The following is a 19622-nucleotide window of genomic DNA, read 5'->3' on the forward strand; positions in this document are numbered from 1 at the left end:
AAAAGTCCGGATGGACCTTTTAGGGCTCAATCGGCGCGTCTGGGCGGCCACCCCATTCGGTCCATGAACCATCGTAGATCGCCACTGATTTTGCGCCGGCGCGTTGCAGGGCCAAGGACAGCACGGCGGCGGTGATGCCGGAGCCGCAGGTGGTGATGATCGGGCGATTAAGGTCAATGCCGCGTTCGGCAAAAAGGGCCTTGAGCTCCGTCTCAGAGCGCAACTGCCCGGCTTCGCTGAGGGTGCCGACGGGCACGTTGATCGCGCCCGGCATATGGCCGCTGCGCAGGCCAGCGCGCGGTTCGGGGACTTCGGCGTTAAAGCGCGGGGCAGGGCGCGCATCGAGGATTTGCGCCTTTTTGTCGGTTAGGCGCGCGAGAACTGTGTCGAAATCAACCACGGCTTCGGGGGTGAAGCTGGGCGTGAAAATGGTGGGCTCAGGCGATTGGTCGCCGGTTTGGGTCGGTCGTTGCTCGCTGCGCCACTTTGGGCCGCCGCCTTCAAGCATGGCGACGTTTTGAGCGCCAAAAATTTTGAACGTCCACCAAGCGCGCGGGGCGCTGAACAGGCCGGTTTCGTCGTAGATGAGGATCTGGCTGGTTTCGCTAATGCCTAGTGCGCCGACCGCTTGGGCAAAAGCTTCCGGCGTTGGCAGCATGTGCGGCAGATCGGTGGATGTGTCGGAAATGGCGTCGATGTCGAAGAACACCGCGCCGGGGATGTGGCCTTCGCGAAACTCGGTGCGGGGATCACGGGCGAGATTGGGCATGTGCCAGCTGGCATCAACGATGACGAGATTGTCGTCTTCCAAATGAGCCGAAAGCCAATCGGTGGTGACAAATGGTGTCTGCACAGCACGCTCCAAGTCTTTTGTCGTGTGGTAGCGCGGAAGCCGGACTGCCGACAAGAGCGTTACCGCATCGGAGCAGGGCCGGAGCTTTCGCGCAAGACGAGTTCAACGGGCCAAATCTCATGCAGATCGGCTGGCGATTTGCCCGCCAGAATTTGGCTGATCAGCTCGGCAATGCGAATGCCGGCCTGACGAATGGGGGAGCGGGTTGTCGACATGCTGGGGTACATGTTGTCGGCGTTGAGATAGGGGAAAACGTCATCATGGGCGATGATGGACACGTCTTTGCCCAAGGTCAGGCCAGCCTGACGAATGGCGCGGAAGACGCCGAGCGCGGTCATCATCGAGCCGGGCAGGAACGCCGTTGGCGGATTTGGGGCTGCGAGCATTGATTGGGCGATGCGGAAGCCCAATTCGTCGGTGAACGGGGTGTTGACGACCATGTTCGGGTCGCAGGGAATGCTGCGGGCCTTCAGCGCCATCCGGTAGCCCAGCTCGCGGTGCTCGGCAAAGGTCTGTCCCTTGAAGCCATTGAGCAGGGCGATGCGCGTGTGGCCGAGATCGAGCAAATGGGTGGTGGCGCGTTCGGTGGCCCCCTGATTGTCGATGTCGAGATAGGCGATGGGCTTGCCGATGTCGGTGCGGCCGTGGAGCACGAAGGGCAGGCCTAGTTCCATGAGCAGCTTGGCGCGCTTATCGTGGGTGGTGGGCGAGTGCAGGATGACCGCATCGACCTTTTTGCTGGCTGCCAAACGTCGATAGGCCGCCATTTCTTCCTCAAGACTGTTGACCACAGTCACGAGAATATCTTGGTCGCGATTGGTGACCACGCTGCCGACGCCGGAGATGAACTCCGACATATGGGGACCGAGGATTTCGGAGGCTGAGGTGACGAGCCCAACCGCGCCACTGCGGCCCGTCGCCAGGCGAAGAGCGCTGGCATTGGGACGATAGCCCAAGCGATCAGCCGCTTCGGACACGCGCTTGCGCGTTTCCTCATTGACTTCGGGATAGCCATTTAGGGCGCGGCTCACTGTGGTCTGCGAAAGGCCCAGGTGCTCGGCCAGATCTTTTAGTCTCATGGCGTGGTTCGCTTCGAACGCGTCGGTGTCTCAGCTGAGTGCTGATTGTGTACCTTGGCTCTAAAGCAGGCGGGCTCCCTTTGATAGGGACTCCGCGCTTCTCCTCAGATTCCATTCAAAGCGATTTCAAATTTCTGCGCAAGATGGTGTTTGAAACCGATCGGAGCAGATTGCGGTTCGTACCTCAGGTTGGATGGGTGGCTGAATACTGCGGATTTAAGTGCATGATCTTCTTGGAGGAAAAGTAACGCTCAAGAATGCGTGCTGGAAAATGTGTTAAGTCTTGCTTGACAGTTTTCGGGCCGTCTGGTTCCTTCTCGTCCAAAGCGCTTTGAAAGACGCTACCGGAAACAGGTAACAGCAAAGTCGCTTTGGGAGGAAAAGCAGTACGGCTGGAGTGCGGCTGACTGTCTTTGTCTCCCCCATTTATATTCTCTCGGGAGGACTCCGAATGAATCTAAAGACCCTTATCGCCGGATTGCTGGCGAGTGTGACGATGGTTGGTGCTGCAAACGCGGCGTCCCTCGCTATCGTTTCGGGCGACACCGGCACCGGCCTGCAGTTCCTGCAGTCGGAACTGGATCTGTTCAAGGCCGAAAGCGGCCATGACGTGACCATCGTCCCAATGCCTTCTTCGACCAGTGACCAGTTTGGTCAGTACCGTCTGTGGCTTGCTGCGGGCAACGCAGACATCGACGTATACCAGACCGACGTTATCTGGGCGCCGCAGCTGGCCGATCAGCTCGTTGACCTGACCGAAGCTGCCAAGGACGTTGTTGGCGTTCACTTCCCGTCCGTGATTGAATCGCAGACCGTGAATGGCAAATTGGTTGCCGTCCCAGGCTTTACCGACGCGCCAGCACTGTTCTACCGCAAGGACCTGCTGGAAAAGCACGGCAAGGAAGTTCCAAAGACTTGGGTTGAGCTGCACCAGACCGCTAAGGCGATCATGGATGCTGAGCGCGCCGAAGGTAACAAGGACATGTGGGGCTATGTCTTCCAGGCGAACGCCTATGAAGGCCTGACCTGTAACGCTCTCGAGTGGGTTAACGCTTACGGCGGTGGCCAGATCATCGAAGCTGACGGCACCATCTCGATCAATAACGAGCAGGCTGTAGCGGCGCTTGAAGAAGCTGCAAGCTGGATCGGCACCATCGCACCAGAAGGCGTTCTCGCTTATGGCGAAGAAGAAGCTCGTGGTGTCTGGCAGCTGGGCAACTCGGTGTTCATGCGCAACTGGCCATATGCCTATGCGCTGAGCAACTCGGCCGACGCGCCTGTTAAGGGCAAGTTCGACGTAGCTCCGCTTCCTGCGGGTGAAGGCCCAGGCGCTAAGGCATCGGGTACACTGGGTGGCTGGAACTTCGCGGTTTCCAAGTATTCCAAGGAAGTCGATGCAGCGACCGAATTGGCGCTGTTCCTCGCTTCTGAAGGCTCCCAGAAGCGTCGTGCGATCAGCCAGAACAATCTGCCGACCGTTCAGACCCTCTACAAGGATGCTGACGTCTTGGCAGCAGCGCCGTTCATGGCTGCTTGGGAAGAAATCTTCAAGAACGCTGTTCCGCGTCCTTCCGCACCAACCCAAGCCTCTTACAACGAAGCCTCGTCGCTGTTCTGGAGTGCAGTCCACAACACGCTCTCGGGCAATGGTTCGGCTGCCGAGAACCTTGAAGTTCTCGAAATCGACCTGACCGATCTGCTCGCTAAGTAAGCGCTTCGGATGAAGTTAGGGTGCGGGCACCTATGTCCGCACCTCCTCTGCCTTGAACCATGGGGGAAGGCTGATGACGACTGAGGCGGTTTCTTCGCAGATGCCCAGAGGCGCGGCCCACAACAAATCCGAACTGATGCAGCAGCGCGTGCGTGCTGCTCGACTGTTCCTTCTGCCAATGTTGATCGCCCTAGCGGTCGTGGCAGGGTGGCCATTGCTTCGGTCTATCTATTTTTCTTTTACAGATGCCAAGCTCAACAGCATTGGTGACGCTCAGTGGGTTGGGTTTGCGAACTATCTGCAAATCCGCACGCTTGAGAGCGGCCGTGTGCTGTATCGTGGCGTTTTGGCCGACCCCGATTGGTGGAACGCCGTTTGGAACACCGTGCGCTTCGCGTTCTGGTCCGTGCTTTGGGAAACCGTGCTCGGCATGATCGTGGCGCTGGTGCTCAACGCTGAATTCAAAGGCCGCGGTTTTGTCCGCGCTGCCGTGCTTATTCCATGGGCGATCCCGACCATCGTATCGGCCCGTATGTGGAGCTGGATGCTGAACGATCAGTTCGGCATTCTCAATGATCTCGGCATGAAGCTGGGCCTGTTGGACGGGCCAGTGGCTTGGACGGCATCGCCCGATACCGCCATGCTGGCCGTGCTGATCGTTGATATCTGGAAGACGACGCCGTTTATGGCGCTGCTCATTCTGGCGGGCCTGCAGATGATCCCCAAGGACATCTATGAAGCTGCTGAAATCGACGGCGTGCATCCGGTCAAGCAGTTCTTCAAGATCACGCTGCCGCTGGTGCGTCCGGCGCTGATGGTGGCGATCATCTTCCGCGTGCTCGATGCGCTGCGCATTTTCGATCTGATCTATGTGCTGACGCCGAACTCCAAGGCCACCAAGACCATGTCGGTCTTGGCGCAGGAGAACTTATTCCAGTTCGACAATTTCGCCGAAGGCTCGACGCAATCGACGCTGCTGTTCCTCATCATCGCGCTCTTCACCATTCTCTACATCTGGTTGGGCAAGGTGAATTTTGACGGAGGTTCTCGCTAATGGATAGCTCACTGAACCTTTGGAAATTGACCAAGACGGTGCTGTTCTATGCACTCGTCGTGGCGATTGTGGTGGCTGCGGTGTTCCCGTTCTACTACGCCATTCTAACGAGCTTTAAGTCGGGCACCGACTTGTACCGCGTCAATTATTGGCCGACCTCGTTCAGCCTCGATAACTACATCTCCGTGTTCAGCCAGGGCTCGTTCCCACGCAATCTGCTGAACTCGGTGTTTATCGCGACCACGACCGTGGTGTTTGCGCTGTTTCTGGCGGTGACGGCATCCTTCGCATTGAGCCGCGTGCGCTTTGCGGGGCGTGGCCTGCTTTTGATGTGCATTCTGGCCGTCTCGATGTTCCCGCAAATTGCGGTGTTGTCGGGCCTGTTTGAGGTGATCCGTGCCTTGGGGATCTACAACACCCCTTGGGCGCTGATTTTCTCCTACACCATCTTTACGCTGCCCTTCACCGTCTGGGTGCTGACCACCTTTATGCGTGACCTGCCCATCGAGATCGAAGAAGCAGCGATTGTGGATGGGGCATCGCCTTGGGTGATTATCACCCGCGTATTCCTGCCGCTGATGTGGCCAGCGCTGGTGACGACAGGCCTATTGGCCTTCATCGCGGCGTGGAACGAGTTCCTCTTTGCACTCACCTTCACCGTCAGCAACCAGACCCGAACGGTTCCCGTGGCTATCGCCATGCTGTCGGGCGGGTCTCAGTATGAAATCCCATGGGGCATCATCATGGCAGCCTCGGTGATTGTAACCGTGCCGCTGGTGGCGCTCGTGTTGATCTTCCAGCGCAAGATTGTCAGCGGGCTCACCGCCGGCGGCGTCAAGGGCTAAGGAGTAAGTCGAAAATGGCAAGCATTGAGCTTCGCAATATCCGTAAGGCCTTTGGCGCGGTTGAGGTGATCAAAGGCGTCGACCTCGACATCAAAAAGGGCGAGTTCATGGTCTTCGTCGGCCCTTCGGGGTGCGGGAAGTCCACGCTGTTGCGCCTCATCAGCGGGCTCGAGGACATTACCTCCGGCGACATGCTGTTTGACGGGCAGCGGGTGAACGCTTTGGCACCATCCAAGCGCGGTATCGCCATGGTGTTCCAGTCCTATGCGCTCTATCCGCATATGACCGTTTACGACAACATGGCTTTCGGGCTGACGCTCGAAAAGGGCAAGAGCAAGGAAGACATTCGCAAGCGCGTCGAACGCGCAGCGGACATGCTGCAGATCCGGCAGTATCTCGACCGTCTGCCCAAGCAACTTTCGGGTGGTCAGCGCCAGCGTGTGGCGATTGGCCGTGCGATCACGCGCGACCCAAAGGTGTTCCTGTTTGACGAACCGCTCTCGAACCTCGACGCGGCGCTGCGCGTGGCGACCCGTATTGAGATCGCCAAGCTGCATGAAGAAATGAACGACGTGACGATGATCTACGTCACGCACGATCAGGTGGAAGCGATGACGCTGGCCGACCGGATCTGTGTGTTGCGGGATGGTCTGGTGGAGCAGGTCGGTACGCCGATGGAGCTTTACGAGACGCCAAACAGCCTGTTCGTCGCGGGCTTTATCGGATCGCCAAAGATGAACTTCATCACCGGCGATAAGGCTGCGGCGCATAATTGCACCACCGTCGGCATTCGTGGCGAGCACATGACCGTGTCGCCCGATGGCGTTTGGGAAGGCAAGGTGATCCACACCGAAAACCTCGGTTCGGACAGCTATGTCTATCTCGATATGGGGCAGGAAGAGCCCGTGGTCGTGCGCTTGGATGAAGCGCGCGAATATCGCAGCGGCGATGTCATTCGGGTGTCGCCTCTGAATGAGAAAATCCATCGGTTCGACGAGGCCGGAAAACCCATTCGCTAAAGTTTGCGCCTGAGGGCGCATGAACAGATCGGGTTGGCGGGACGCTCGTGCTTTCCGCCAACCTCCGTAACCTCAGCAGACGTCGACCAAGGGGTCGACAGCATTAGGAGCCTACCATGCCCATCCGTACACTCGTTTGGGGCGAGAATGTTCACGAACAAAAGAACAAGGTTGTCGCCGAAAACTATCCAAATGGCATGCACAACCAGATTGCCTCGCTGCTCAAGCAGGATGGCAATATCGAGGTGAAGACCGCGACGCTTCAGGAGCCGGAACATGGCTGCACCGAAGACGTGCTTGCGAACACCGACGTTCTGGTTTGGTGGGGCCACGCCGCGCATGGCGACGTTTCCGATGAAGTTGTCGAACGCATTGCCAAGCATGTTTGGCAGGGCATGGGCCTGATCGTTCTGCACTCGGGCCACTTCTCAAAGATTTTCAAGCGCCTGATGGGCTCGCCTTGTGCGCTCAGCTGGCGTGAAGCGGGCGAACGCGAACGCCTGTGGGTGGTCAATCCGGGTCACCCGATTGCCAAGGGCCTGCCGCCATTCTTCGAACTCGAAATGGAAGAAATGTATGGCGAACCCTTCTCGGTGCCAGAACCACTCGAAACCGTTTTCGTGTCGTGGTTCCAGGGCGGCGAAGTGTTCCGTTCGGGCCTGACCTATCGTCGCGGCGCAGGCAATATTTTCTACTTCCGTCCTGGTCACGAAACCTACCCAACCTATCACGACGACACCGTAGGCAAGGTGCTGCGCAATGCGGTGAACTGGGCCAATAACGGTACGCGTTTCCCGGCGCTGCTGGACGCACCGAATGTGCCGGTTGGTGAAGCGCTCGAAGCGATCGAAGAACGCGGTCCGACCCTTCATGAAGGCCGCGAAGGCTTCAAATAAGCTGAGCGACACACTCTTTGAAATCCCGGCGTTCGCGTCGGGATTTTTGAATGGACGGAAATCGGCTCGGTACAAGAGCTGAACCGTTGGTTGAGAAACAGCGCGGCGCGGGCCGCAGGGATAAATGACAATGCGTATCCTCATCCTGGGTACTGGCGGCATGGCAAACACGCACGCCAAGAATTTTGCGGCCATTGAAGGCGTGACCCTTGTGGGGGGCGTGGACGTTGATCCGGCGCGCGTTGAGGCGTTCTGCTCGGCACACAATATTGAGCGCGGCTTTGGCTCGCTCGATGCAGCGCTGGCTTGGGGCGAATTTGACGCCATTGCCAATGTGACGCCTGATAGCGTGCACTACGCGACTACGATTGCAGCGCTCAATGGCGGCAAGCATGTGTTCTGCGAAAAGCCGCTGGCGACCGACCATGCGCGTGCGCTGGAAATGACCGAAACCGCCGAGCGCCTTGGCCTCGTGAACATGGTCAATCTGACCTATCGGAACGTCTCCGAGCTGCAAAAGGCCCGTGAGATCGTGCAGTCGGGACAGGTCGGCCAGGTCAAGCATTTTGAGGCGAGCTATCTGCAGAGCTGGCTGGTGTCGAAGGCTTGGGGTGACTGGCGCACGGAGTCGCAGTGGCTTTGGCGCTTGTCCAAAAAGCATGGCTCGAATGGCGTTTTGGGCGACATCGGCGTTCACATTCTGGACTTTGCCGCCTATGGCGCGGGCAGCGATTTCTCCAAGGTCTTCTGCCGCTTGGAAACCTTCGACAAGGCTCCGGGCAATAAGATTGGCGAATATGATCTGGACGCGAACGACAGCTTTGCCATGACGGCGCAGCTGGAAAATGGCGCGCTGGGCGTGATCCACGCGACCCGTTGGGCAACCGGTCACGTCAATGAGCTGCGCTTGCGCGTTTATGGTGAGTTGGGCGCTGTGGAAGTGCGCCATCGTCATGATGGATCGCAGCTTCTGACCTGCCTTGGCGACGATGCTGAGACAGCGACATGGACCGAGGTTCAGGTCGACAAGGTGCAGACTAATTACGAGCGCTTTGTTGAAGCGTGCCGCACCGGCAAGAACCTTGAGCCAAGCTTCCGCCACGCCACAAATATTCAGAAGGTTCTGGATTTGGGGACGGTGACTGATCGCGACCGCACCGAGCATCACGTCTAAACGACACGGTGCAAAGCAAGAGGCCCGCAGCGATGCGGGCCTAAATTTTTCTCTTACATGCCGAACATGGTGCGCGCGGCTTGCTCGGCGGTGTCGCCAGCCTGCTTGACCTGTTCGTCCGTGAGGCCTGAGCTTTTGGCCATGGTTTCGGCCTGAGTGCGGGCCTGAGCAATTGCTTCCTGCTTTTCAGCGTCGGTCAGATTGAGCTCCTTAACTTGGGTCTGCAGATCGTCCATGGCTTGCTTGACTTCAGCGTCCGACGGCAAGGTCGCGGTCGGGTCTGCCGGAGCAGGCGTTGGAGCTGGCGTCGCTGCAGGCGCTGGGGTTGGTGCAGGTGCAGGTGCAGGTGCAGGTGCAGGTGCAGGTGCAGGGGTTGGAGCAGGGGCCGGGGCTGGTGTCGTCGTGGTCGTTGACGCGGCTGGGGGTGTTTCGCTTGGCGCGTTATCACACGCCGCAAGGGTCAGAGCGGAAACGGCGATGGCAGCAAAGAGTAATGGCTTCATGCTAAGGGTCTCTAATTTATCGCGTAGGCTAGGCCGATCACAAGGCGTGAAGGCGCCAGTTACCCCCTAACGGACGGGCTCACGAATTGTTCACCGCAGGGGTGATCACAATTTTCGTTTCAGGGCACAAAAAAGGGCGCTCGGAAGCGCCCTTAGAGTCTTGGCTATCGTTTGGGTTAGTCGAGCTGGGTGATGCGACCATCTAAGAATGGGGTGTAGGAGCCACCGTGCTCGGCGATGTAATCGGCCAGAACCTGTTCAAGTGGTGGGCCGAAGTCATATGGATCTTCGCCCTCGGCAAAAACTCCAAAACCGTCACCGCCGCCGCGGACGAAGTTATTGGTGACGATGATGTAGTCAGCCTCTTCGTCGATCGGCACCCATTCATCGCCTTCGCCCTTGACCAGAACGTCGGAGATGCGCTCGCCCACCGGCTTCGAGAGCGAGAAGGAATACTTCATGCCCGCGACCTGGCTGAAGCGGCCAGCGCCGTTTTCGACGTCACTGACGGCGTTTTCGAGCGCTTCAATGACGTCTGCGCCGGAAACTTCGACGGTGGCGAGGGTGTTGGAGAACGGCAGGACCGTCAGCACTTCACCCATGGTGATTTCGCCGGTGTCGATGGACGCGCGAATGCCACCAGAGTTCTGGAAGGCGATGGTTGCGCCCTGGTCTTTGGTGCGCTCGAGGATCGCTTCGGCGAGCAGATTGCCGAGGTTACATTCTTGCACGCGGCAGACTTCACGCGAGCCTTCAAGTGGTGCGGTGGTTGAACCGACAACGACAGCTGCCATTTCGGCGAGGGGGCCAGCCAGATCGGCAAGCTGGGTCTTGAAGTCTTCATTGCCGACGACGGTGGCGTCGATCAGATAGGGCTCGCCTTCGGCCTTGGTGACAACGCCATTGTCGTCCCAAGTGACGGAGAGATCGCCGAGATATTTGCCATATTGGTTGGCTTGGACGACGGCGACTTCAATCCCGTCCGGATTGGTGACCATGGTCGGATAAGGGCCGACGGCGTTTTCAGCTGTGTTCGACAGCAGCGAGTGGCTGTGACCACCAACAATGATGTCGACGAGCGGGACCGCTGCGGCAACTTGCAGGTCTACCCCATAGCCAATGTGGGAGAGCAGGATGATTTTATTGACGCCAGCGGCGTCAAGCGCTTCGGCCGCGCCGCGGACATATTGAATGACGTCGTGGAATTCGACATTGCCCACGGAAGCGATTTCGGGTGTGTCCTCGGCGGTGGCGCCGATAATGCCGATCTTTTCGCCGCCGATTTCGACGACATAGGAGCCCTTGATTTTGCCGCGCAGGTTGTCGTCACGCGAGACGTCAAAATTGCCGCCAATGATTGGGAACTCGGCAGCGTCGATGAATTTGAGGAATTCTTCCGGGCCGTCGTCAAATTCATGATTGCCGGTAGCGACGACGTCAAAGCCCATCTGGTTGAAGAAGTCGGCAACGATCTTGGACTTGTAGGTCGAGTAATAGAGCGAGCCTTGGAAGTTGTCGCCCGCGGACAGCAGAATCGAATTGCCCGAGGTGTATTTCTCGCGGGTGTCGTCGATGATGGTTTTCAATCGCGCGATGCCGCCGAAGCATTCGCCTTTGGCGTCCGTTTCCGCATTGCAATTGGAGTCTGATCCCGTGATCGGGTCAAACCGCGAGTGGAAATCGTTGATGTGCAGGATGTTCAGCGTGAAGTCGGCATAGGCGGCGCCAGAAAGACCGGCGAAAAACGTGAGCGCGGTGGCGCTCAAAAGCAGTTTCTTCATCCCCGTAATTCCTCGTTCATTGTCCTTGCTGCAGTCCGTGGCGGGCACGGAACGCGCGGGTAGTTAAGCAGGTCTTTGTAACAGTGCAAAGTGCGGTGTTTTTTGGGGCGGGGCCGAGGGGAGGCGCCGTGACCCCCACCTAGCCTCCTGCTGGTAGGGGGAGGGATGGGGCGAGTGGGTTGAGGGATTGGGGATGGGGCCGAGGGGAGGCAAGAGTACGCCCGCCAAACCTGCCACTCGTCGGCGGAGGGATGGATCGAGTGGGTTGGTGGGGGCGTTAAGATGAGGGGCGAGAAATTTTCTTTATAGTAAGAGACTTAAGGGCTTGTCGGCGGTGCGTGGCTAGATTTGGCAATGAATTGGCTTAGTGGGCTTACATCTCCCGATCACTCCGTTATTGTTGCCACGGTTTGATTTGCAGGGGATTGCGCATGCGCAGTGCATTGATCGTTTATGGTGGTTGGGAGGGGCATGACCCTGAGGAGTGCGCCACGATTTATCGTCGATGGCTCCATGAGGACGGATATTCTGTCCGCACCTCAACCGAGACCAGCGCTTTTGCCGATCCTGATATTGCCAATCTGTCGTTGATTATCCCGATTTTCACGATGAGCAAGATTGGCAAGGACGAGGTCGCGAACCTGACCAAGGCGGTCGAAAACGGCGTGGGCCTTGCCGGGCATCACGGGGGGATGAGCGACGCGTTTCGCGATAGCGTTGAGTATCAATTCATGGTCGGTGGCCAGTGGGTGGCGCATCCGGGCGATATCATCGACTACACGGTCGATGTGGCGCGGCCGGAAGATCCGATCATGGCCGGGATCAAGTCGTTCCCATACACGTCCGAGCAATATTACATGCATGTCGATCCATCGATCGAAGTGCTGGCGACGACGACATTTTCGGGTGAGCACGCCGCTTGGACCAAGGGCGTCGTTATGCCTGTCGTCTGGAAGCGGCAGTACGGCCAGGGCCGCGTGTTCCACATGACTTTAGGCCACCAAGCCAAAGAATTCGAAAACCCTAATATGGCAACCATCATCCGCCGTGGTATGAATTGGGCGGCACGCGACGTTTAGCGTGATGTGCCTACCGCGCCGCATGAGTGGCGCGGACGCTTATCTCTCTTGAGGAGGCGAATACCGTGGCGTTGAACGCAGAAAAAACCACACCAGCGACCAAAGGGCCGCTGGTCTATCGGCAATCGATCTGGACGCGGTTAACCCATTGGTCCTGGGTGATCTGCCTATTCTTTCTGCTGTTCTCTGGGTTGCAGATTTTCAACGCCCACCCCACGCTCTATATCGGCCAGCAATCTGGCTTTGAGTTCGACAACGCCATTCTCGATATCAGGGCGATCAATACGCCTGAAGGCCCGCGCGGACAGACGACTGTCTTCGGGCAGACCTTTGATACCACCGGCGTTTTGGGCATGAGCGGCTCGGCCGTGCGGCCCGATTTTGTGGCCTTTCCGGGGGCTGTGACCATTCCCTCGTTCCGCGATCTGGCGACCGGGCGGGTGGTGCACTTCTTCTTTGGCTGGATTTTCGTCGGGACGATGTTCGTCTGGTTTGTGGCCAGCGTGCTCAATGGGCATATTGAGCGCGACATTATCCCGAAAAAGGGCGATTGGCGGGGCTTGCCGGGCGATATCTGGAACCATCTACGGTTCCGCATCCAACATGGACGACGCTATTCGCCTTTACAAAAGCTCACCTATTTCATCGTCTTTGTCGTGCTGTTTCCAGCGATTATCCTGACCGGGCTGTGCATGAGCCCGGGTATGAATGCTGGGTTTCCATGGCTGCTGGACCTGTTTGGGGGACGACAGACGGCGCGCACTATCCACTTTATCGCCATGGCGCTTCTGGTGCTGTTTTTCGTCGTCCATGTGATCATGGTGGTTGTCTCCGGGCCGCTGAATAATCTGCGCTCGATGATCACGGGACGCTATCGGACGAGCCCCGGCACGCCAATGCAGGAGAAGGACAAGCCATGAGCAAGATCATTCTCAATCGGCGTAAGCTCATTTTGGGCGGTAGCGCGGTGGGCGCTGGACTGGCGCTGACTGGCTGTAAGCCGTTCGATTTTCTGGCGCGACGCGGCGATCCGATCCGTGAGGTTATGGAAAGCGCCAATGTGCTGACCTACAGGGCGCAGCGGGCGCTGATTGGGGACCAAGTGCTGTCGCCCGAATATAGCGAAAGCGAAATTCGGCAGGGAATGAAGCCCAATGGCTCAACCGAGCCAACCACCGCCGAATATAATTTCCTGCGCATGGCCAATTTTGAGCCCTATCGCTTGACCATCAAGGGGATGGTGGAGCGCGAGGTGAGCTATTCGCTGGCGGAATTGCGCAATATGCCCTCGCGCACGCAGATTACGCGGCACGATTGCGTTGAAGGATGGAGCTGCATCGCCAAGTGGACCGGCACCCAACTCGGGGCGCTTCTCGATGAAGCCGGGGTGAAAGATGGCGCGCGGTATTGCGTCTACCATTGCTTTGACAATATCCAGCGCACGCTGAGCGGCGACATTCTCTATTACACCAGCTCCGACCTCGTTGACGCCTATCACCCGCAAACAATTTTGGCCTATGGGCTCAATGATGAGACGCTGCCGGTGAGTAATGGCGCGCCGGTGCGGCTGCGGATCGAGCGGGCGCTGGGCTATAAGCAGCCGAAATATCTCCACACCATTGAGCTGGTGGATGATCTCTCCAAAATCGGCCTGGGCAAGGGCGGCTATTGGGAAGATAATGGCTATGATTGGTACGGCGGGATTTAGAGCTTTTCGCTGCGCTCAAGGAGGCCCGTGAGCCTGTCGATTTCCTGCGCGTAGACGCGATAACTGCGGATCCAGCCGGCGGGCCAGTTGCCGGTTTGCCGGGCTATGATGGCGGGGATGCGCGCGCCGAGTGGGTGTTCGGTGATGGTTGCGAGCGAGGCTATGCCCCAACGATCATCGATGAGCAGGATGTCGCTGTCGTAATTGCGAATGTTTTCCCAACTGGTGGCGTGATAGTCGCCGGAGGTGGGGACCAGCTCGACAATGTTAACGCCCCAGTTGCGGAAATCGACCAGTTCGCCAAAGCGGCTGGCAACGCCAAGGGCGATCTCTGAACGGCCGGGCGAAATGGGCAGGACCGTCAAATCGGATTTGCTGGCCGCAGTAGCGATGAGGGCGTCGCGGGCTTTTTCAAAGGCGGCTTTGTCGGCAGCAAGGCGCTCTTCATTGACACTGTCTGTGAGGCTACGCGCAAAACCTTCATACTCAACAATCGTCGCGAGCGTTGAATTGGGCGTGGCGATGCCGATGAGGGGGGCAATGGCTTCCAGCCGGGATTTGAACGGCTCCTCATGGGTGCCGCCAGCATAGGAATAATACTCTGGCGCGTATTCGGTGATGATGATGTCGGGCGCGAGGGCAAGAATGGCCTCGGCGTCGATTTCGCCCCAGCCTTGCGAGACGACAGGAATATGGGAAACGTCGACGCCCTCGAGGGCGCGCTCGAGCGAGGGTTGGCCGTTGAGCAAAATGCCTACAGGTTCGATGCCTAAGGGAATAAGTGCGGCGGCAACGCTAGCGTGTGCAACAATGCGCTGAGGCGGTTCTGAAAGGACCACTTCTGTGCCCGCGCCGTCGGTATAACGCCATTCGGAAGCCAGAGCACTGGCGGGAAGGGCGAGCAGGGCGAGAAGAACAAGGGCGCGGATCATGGTGCTAGATCGCACTGTCATCGCGCCAAGGCAAGTGCGATGCATGAAGGGTATGCGCAGGCGCACACTCGAAAAACCTTGCGTTTTTGTGATCTCTCGCCCATATGAGGGCCACGTCCCGGCCGGAAAGGCCGATGATGGGCTTCTCTTCTTACTTAAGCGGTGAGCGGCGAAGTCATCCCGGAAGCAACAGGCTCCGGGCTTGAGCCAGCACCCGCGCGATAACTCTATCGCCCGTTTGCAGAATTTTATTCGGCGGCCGCTGTGCGGTGCGCTGGCGCGTTGTATCGCGCAGCAAGAAAGACACACGTTTGACTTCTTTCATCGAATTGGGTTTGCCCGAACAGCTCACCACCAGCCTGACTGCAGGTGGTTTTACTGAAGCAACCAAGATTCAATCGCAGGCTATTCCAAAGCTTTTGGAAGGCCGTGACATGCTGGGCATCGCCCAGACCGGCTCGGGCAAGACGGCGGCTTTCGGCCTGCCAATCCTTGCTGGCCTTATGGGCCTCACCGGCCGTCCACGCCCAATGACCACTCGTGCGCTGATCCTGGCGCCGACCCGCGAATTGGCCGTGCAGATCGAAGAGAACATGCGCAAGTTCGCAGGTTCCAAGATGCGCCTTGATACCGTTCTCGTGCTCGGCGGCGTGTCGCGCTACCATCAGGTTGGCAAGATCGCCAAGGGCGTTGACGTTGTGATTGCAACGCCGGGCCGCCTCAAGGACCTGCTGGACGACAACAAGATCAAGCTCAACGAAACCCGTTGGCTGGTGCTGGACGAAGCTGACCGCATGCTCGACATGGGCTTTATTGCCCCGGTTCGTGCTATCGCCAAGCAGATCGGCCTGCGTCGTCAGACCATGCTGTTCTCGGCAACCATGCCGGCGGAAATCGAAGATCTGGCCAAGACGCTGCTGAAGGAACCAATCAAGGTTGAAGCGGCGCCGCAGGGTTCGACCGTGGTCAAAATCGACCAGCGCGTGATCATGTCCGGCTCGAAGGCAAAGCGTGGCGTTCTCAACGACCTGCTGGCCGACGAGAAGGAAGGCATGGAACGCGTCATCATCTTCTCGCGCACCAAGCATGGCGCCGACCGCGTGGCGAAGAACCTTGCGATCGATGGTCATGAAGCAGCGGCAATTCACGGCAATAAGAGCCAGAACGCCCGTCAGGCAGCTCTCAAGGGCTTTGCCACCGGTCAGGTTCGCATTCTGGTTGCAACCGACATTGCCGCACGCGGTATCGACGTTAAGGGCATCACCCACGTCGTGAACTACGAACTGCCAGACGATCCGGAAAACTACGTTCACCGTATCGGTCGTACCGGTCGTAACGGGGAAAGCGGCATCGCGATCACTCTCGTTGATGGCTCGGAAAAGGCCAAGCTGCGCGATGTGGAACGCCTCATCCGTCGTACGCTGCCAGTCTCGGGCGATGTGAACTTGGTCGAAACGGATGCAGCTCCGCGTGGCGCACGCACGAGCCCGGGTGCTCCGGCTGGTGCGCGTACTGCACGCAATCCCAAGCCAAATCCGCGCAAGTTCAACACCCCACGTCCGGGTGGTGAGCGCAGCAAGGGCGGGGCAGCACGCGAAGGCGTTGCTCGCGATCCGAAGAACCCATTGGCTCCGGCTAAGTCGATCAAGCCACCACGCGCAGATGGTCTCAAGACCAAGCAGCGCTGGAGCACAGCGGCTAAAAAGACAGCAGCGCGCAATCGTCGCGACGGCTAAAGATCACGAAAAAGGCGGCTCAAGGGCCGCCTTTTTTATTGTCTGCTTGGGGTATCAGGCGACCGAATTGAGATAAAAATGGTCGTTCTGGGGAGCGCTGTACCCGGGCTTGCCGGCGAGGTGGGAGAGAAACTCTTCAGCCCAATCACCGACATTATGTTTTCGCGCCGCAGCCATGAGCGCATCATAGCGGGCACGCCGTTCCTCAAGGTCCATTTCGAGCGCAACGCGGATCGCCTCGGCACTTTCGTCGGTGTCAAAGGGATTGACCTGAAGCGCGGCAGGGAAGATTTCGGCCGCTCCGGCGAAGCGCGAGAGGATCAGTACGCCCGGGTCCTCGGGGTTTTGCGAGCCGATATATTCGTGCGCCACAAGGTTCATGCCGTCTCGTAATGGTGTGATCAGCCCGACGCGCGCGAGGCGATAAAGACCGGCCAGGCTTGGTTGTCCATAGGCCCGTTTGACATAGGTGAGGGGTTGCCAATCGGGCTCGGCAAACTTGCCCATCACCCGACCACAAACGGCATCCAAGGTTTCAGAAGTGGCTTGATATTCCTTGATGGTGTCGCGCGAGGGGGGCGCGACCTGTAGAAAATGCACGCCGCGGCGGAAGCTCGCGTTGTGAGCCAGGAACTTTTCATAGGCTTCAACGCGCTGCGGCAGGCCTTTGGAATAATCGAGACGATCAACCCCGAGAATGAGCTGCTGATCGCCCAAGGAGCGGCGCATGCGCGTGATCATCTTTTGCGCAGCGGGGCTGACCGAGAGGCTTGCGAAAGCATCCGGATCAGAGCCGATGGGGAAAGCGACGATTTCGGTGCGGGAGAAATCGACGTGGTGATTTGCGCTTGAGGCAAAGGTTGGCGGGGCTTGGTGCTCGGCGAACTCCATAAAGGCGGCAACGTCGCGCTTGGCCTGCATGCCGACAAGATCATAGTGCGAGAGATCGCGCATGAGATCGGTGTGATGGGGGATGGCATAGAGCGCATCCGGCGTCGGGAACGGGATGTGCAGGTAAAATCCGATGCGATTGCGGACGCCAAGACGGCGCAATTCGGTGGCCAGCGGGATCAGATGGTAGTCGTGCACCCAGATGATGTCGTCGGGTCTTAAGAGTTTGGCGAGCGCAGCGGCGAACTGCGCATTGACGCGGCGATAGCCTTCATACCAGTGGCTCTCGATGGTGGTGAGATCAAGCCGAAGGTGGAAACTGGGCCAGAGGATGGAATTGGAAAAGCCAGAGTAATAGGCCTGATGATCGTCGCGGGCTAGGTCGATCTGGGCGACCGAAAGACCATCGACGTCTTGAATTTGCGCGGTGGGACTTGGGCTCTCGGTGAGCTTTCCAGACCAGCCGAACCAAAATCCCTGACGTTCGGCGAGTACTTTTTTGAGTGCGACTGCGAGACCGCCAGCGGCCGGGCCTTTGGCGGGGGTGCGATTGGAAACAATAACTATACGGCTCATAGGTCTTTCGGGTTTTTCTCGATCTAGGGATCGGAGCTCAAGGCTCCGATCAGTGGGTGATGGTCTCCGGCGGTGTGGTGTCGGTCTGTGCGGTTGCGCTGCGGCTGGCGATGTCGATGAGACCTTCGATCAGCGCATTGACGGAGGCGACGTCGGCAATACGCATGCGCGCGGCGGTATCACCAGGTCCAAGCTTGATGCCAATGCCGCCCAATTCCTGCGCGGCGCGGAAGGCATCTTCATCGGTCACATCATCGCCGATGAAGATCGGCGTGCGCCCAGCAAAGGGTGCCTCCTGCATGAAGGCGCGCAGGGCATTGCCCTTATCGAAGCCGGCAGGGCGAGCCTCGAAAACCATTTTGCCCGGCACCATGGTGAAGATCGAATGGGCCGTGAGCACCTCGGTCATGGCCTCGCGGCACAGCTCTTCAAGCTCGGGTGCTTGGCGATAATGCAGGGCAACGGCGCCATCTTTCTCTTCGAGAATGAGGCCTTCGTTCTCCTCGACAACCGGGGCTAAGGCTTGCGCAATTTCGGAAGCGCCCTTGGTGTAGATTTCCAAGACCTCTTCGAAGCTGCCATCGGCGCGACGGCGTTGCGCGCCATGAGCACCGGCGATGGGGAGATGCAGCTCGCCCAAATAGGTGTCGATGTCGGCGATTTCGCGCCCTGTGAGGATGGCAAAGGCGTGGTCGAATTCGTTGATCGCCCGCGCCAAACGCTCCGCCAGCTCGGTCGGAACATGAATAGCATCAGGGGTTTCGGCTAGCTCGACCAGCGTGCCATCGAAATCGGTAAATATAGCCAGGAGCGGTGAAGGGCTCCCGGAAAAAAGAGATGGATCGGACATCACGCTTCCCCACGAACAACTAATCAGTTGAGGGGGGAACGTGACTCTTGATGAAAAGGTTCGAATATTAGCGAGAGATGATGAACTTGGTTAAGCAGCGGCGTTGCGGGACAGCTCGAGGAGAACCGCACCAGACGTGCCAATGAGCTGCAGCACATCGTCTTGGCGAACAAAGCCAACGATTTCGGCAAGGGCTGAAAAGAACGCAGCTTCCCGGCCCATTGTGGCGGCGTCGCAGGCCATGTTGGTGGTGCCACCGACGCCGAAGCTGATCGCTGTTCCGGCGATTGTCGCCGTCGTGAAGTAGCGATTGCAGCCGCCGGTTCCGTAGACGCGACCTTCATGATCAAAGCCGATTGAGGGCTTGCGCGGACCTTCAATGGCTTGGCCGTTCACCGACTGAACTGTCCAATCGGTATCAATAAGCGGGGACGTGGTTGGGGTCATGGCGTTGAAATTGAGAACCTGCGGTTCTTCGATAAGGGGCTGCACATCGCCAGCGCGATGCACGAAAATTGTCGTCTGCTTGGGAGAAGCAGGGTCGACGGCGATGGGATCATAGTTCTGGAAGACTACGGAGCCACGGCTGAGGATTTTGGCCACAAGGCCATAGTGGTTTTCGGGCGCGGGCTGCTGATGCAGATTGAGCGAATAGGAGAGGGGAACCTGACCCCGATCTGGAATTGGCGCGGTGGCGCTGGCGATTTGCGTGCCGGTTGTCAACTCGACGAGGGTGACGACAAGCTCAGCGGGAATGGGCAGGGCAATGCGCTCGCGATAGGTCACGTCGCCGGTTAGCGTGGTTGCTTGCGCCAAAGCGGGGGTGGCGAGCAAAACACTGCAAAGGGTGAGCATGATCCACGTGCGCATGAGCAACTCCATCACCGAACGGAAGAGAAGGCGAGGTAGCATTTCCGTTCGCCATCAGGGGTAAA

18 protein-coding genes are annotated in these 19622 nt (G+C 58.4%); 10 read left to right on the forward strand and 8 right to left on the reverse strand.

What is annotated here, in order from left to right:
- Positions 1-19: 19 nt before the first annotated feature.
- On the reverse strand, positions 20-853 hold the full coding sequence (gene sseA / locus JHC09_RS13000; protein ID WP_349236548.1) for a 3-mercaptopyruvate sulfurtransferase: 834 nt from the start codon (positions 851-853) through the stop codon (positions 20-22).
- Between the two features lie 59 nt (positions 854-912).
- On the reverse strand, positions 913-1932 hold the full coding sequence (locus JHC09_RS13005; protein ID WP_199532264.1) for a substrate-binding domain-containing protein: 1020 nt from the start codon (positions 1930-1932) through the stop codon (positions 913-915).
- Between the two features lie 451 nt (positions 1933-2383).
- Here JHC09_RS13005 and JHC09_RS13010 point away from each other — a divergent pair, with 451 nt between their 5' ends.
- From JHC09_RS13010 to JHC09_RS13035, 6 genes are all read left to right on the forward strand, one after another.
- Positions 2384-3643 carry an ABC transporter substrate-binding protein gene (locus JHC09_RS13010; RefSeq protein WP_199532265.1) on the forward strand — a complete coding sequence of 420 codons (1260 nt, stop codon included), beginning with the start codon at positions 2384-2386 and terminating at the stop codon, positions 3641-3643.
- Between the two features lie 73 nt (positions 3644-3716).
- Entirely contained in the window at positions 3717-4697 is a 981-nt protein-coding gene (locus JHC09_RS13015) for a sugar ABC transporter permease (protein ID WP_169195718.1), read from the forward strand.
- Positions 4697-5542 carry a carbohydrate ABC transporter permease gene (locus JHC09_RS13020; protein WP_199532266.1) on the forward strand — a complete coding sequence of 282 codons (846 nt, stop codon included), beginning with the start codon at positions 4697-4699 and terminating at the stop codon, positions 5540-5542. The genes JHC09_RS13015 and JHC09_RS13020 overlap by 1 nt, the downstream gene beginning before the upstream one ends.
- Positions 5543-5556: 14 nt before the next feature.
- Positions 5557-6561, forward strand: coding sequence for an ABC transporter ATP-binding protein (locus tag JHC09_RS13025; protein WP_169195717.1), 1005 nt, complete (start codon positions 5557-5559; stop codon positions 6559-6561).
- Positions 6562-6677: 116 nt separating this feature from the next.
- Complete coding sequence (locus JHC09_RS13030) at positions 6678-7457, forward strand: ThuA domain-containing protein (protein WP_169195716.1); 780 nt, start codon at positions 6678-6680, stop codon at positions 7455-7457.
- A 130-nt stretch (positions 7458-7587) separates the two neighbouring features.
- Positions 7588-8631, forward strand: coding sequence for a Gfo/Idh/MocA family oxidoreductase (locus JHC09_RS13035; RefSeq protein ID WP_199532267.1), 1044 nt, complete (start codon positions 7588-7590; stop codon positions 8629-8631).
- A 53-nt stretch (positions 8632-8684) separates the two neighbouring features.
- Here JHC09_RS13035 and JHC09_RS13040 read toward each other — a convergent pair whose 3' ends face one another.
- Both JHC09_RS13040 and JHC09_RS13045 read right to left on the reverse strand, forming a co-directional pair.
- Positions 8685-9134 (reverse strand): hypothetical protein, encoded by a 450-nt coding sequence (locus JHC09_RS13040; RefSeq protein ID WP_199532268.1) that lies wholly within the window; start codon positions 9132-9134, stop codon positions 8685-8687.
- Between the two features lie 176 nt (positions 9135-9310).
- Positions 9311-10915, reverse strand: coding sequence for a bifunctional metallophosphatase/5'-nucleotidase (locus JHC09_RS13045; RefSeq protein ID WP_169195714.1), 1605 nt, complete (start codon positions 10913-10915; stop codon positions 9311-9313).
- Between the two features lie 431 nt (positions 10916-11346).
- Here JHC09_RS13045 and JHC09_RS13050 point away from each other — a divergent pair, with 431 nt between their 5' ends.
- The 3 genes from JHC09_RS13050 to JHC09_RS13060 all read left to right on the forward strand — a co-directional run bounded on the left by JHC09_RS13050 (position 11347) and on the right by JHC09_RS13060 (position 13702).
- Positions 11347-11994, forward strand: coding sequence for a ThuA domain-containing protein (locus JHC09_RS13050; protein WP_169195713.1), 648 nt, complete (start codon positions 11347-11349; stop codon positions 11992-11994).
- A gap of 71 nt (positions 11995-12065) precedes the next feature.
- Complete coding sequence (locus tag JHC09_RS13055; RefSeq protein ID WP_199532339.1) at positions 12066-12914, forward strand: cytochrome b/b6 domain-containing protein; 849 nt, start codon at positions 12066-12068, stop codon at positions 12912-12914.
- Positions 12911-13702 carry a molybdopterin-dependent oxidoreductase gene (locus tag JHC09_RS13060; RefSeq protein ID WP_199532269.1) on the forward strand — a complete coding sequence of 264 codons (792 nt, stop codon included), beginning with the start codon at positions 12911-12913 and terminating at the stop codon, positions 13700-13702. The genes JHC09_RS13055 and JHC09_RS13060 overlap by 4 nt, the downstream gene beginning before the upstream one ends.
- On the opposite strand, the gene JHC09_RS13065 is transcribed toward JHC09_RS13060, so the two are convergent.
- Positions 13699-14634, reverse strand: a complete 936-nt coding sequence (locus tag JHC09_RS13065; RefSeq protein ID WP_199532270.1) for an ABC transporter substrate-binding protein — start codon at positions 14632-14634, stop codon at positions 13699-13701. The two genes, JHC09_RS13060 and JHC09_RS13065, sit on opposite strands and share 4 nt — an antisense overlap.
- Before the next feature lie 335 nt (positions 14635-14969).
- Here JHC09_RS13065 and JHC09_RS13070 point away from each other — a divergent pair, with 335 nt between their 5' ends.
- Positions 14970-16370: a DEAD/DEAH box helicase gene (locus tag JHC09_RS13070; protein WP_248306613.1), complete on the forward strand. Its 1401-nt coding sequence runs from the start codon at positions 14970-14972 to the stop codon at positions 16368-16370.
- 54 nt (positions 16371-16424) lie between these two features.
- Here the strand turns inward: JHC09_RS13070 and JHC09_RS13075 are convergent, their stop codons facing one another.
- The 3 genes from JHC09_RS13075 to JHC09_RS13085 form a co-directional block, all read right to left on the reverse strand.
- Positions 16425-17837, reverse strand: coding sequence for a trehalose-6-phosphate synthase (locus tag JHC09_RS13075; protein WP_199532271.1), 1413 nt, complete (start codon positions 17835-17837; stop codon positions 16425-16427).
- A 49-nt stretch (positions 17838-17886) separates the two neighbouring features.
- Positions 17887-18687: a trehalose-phosphatase gene (gene otsB / locus JHC09_RS13080; RefSeq protein WP_199532272.1), complete on the reverse strand. Its 801-nt coding sequence runs from the start codon at positions 18685-18687 to the stop codon at positions 17887-17889.
- 90 nt (positions 18688-18777) lie between these two features.
- Positions 18778-19599, reverse strand: a complete 822-nt coding sequence (locus tag JHC09_RS13085) for an META domain-containing protein (RefSeq protein ID WP_199532273.1) — start codon at positions 19597-19599, stop codon at positions 18778-18780.
- Positions 19600-19622 lie beyond the last annotated feature (23 nt).

The sequence above is a fragment of the Devosia sp. MC532 genome (genome assembly GCF_016461625.1).
Classification (GTDB): domain Bacteria; phylum Pseudomonadota; class Alphaproteobacteria; order Rhizobiales; family Devosiaceae; genus Devosia.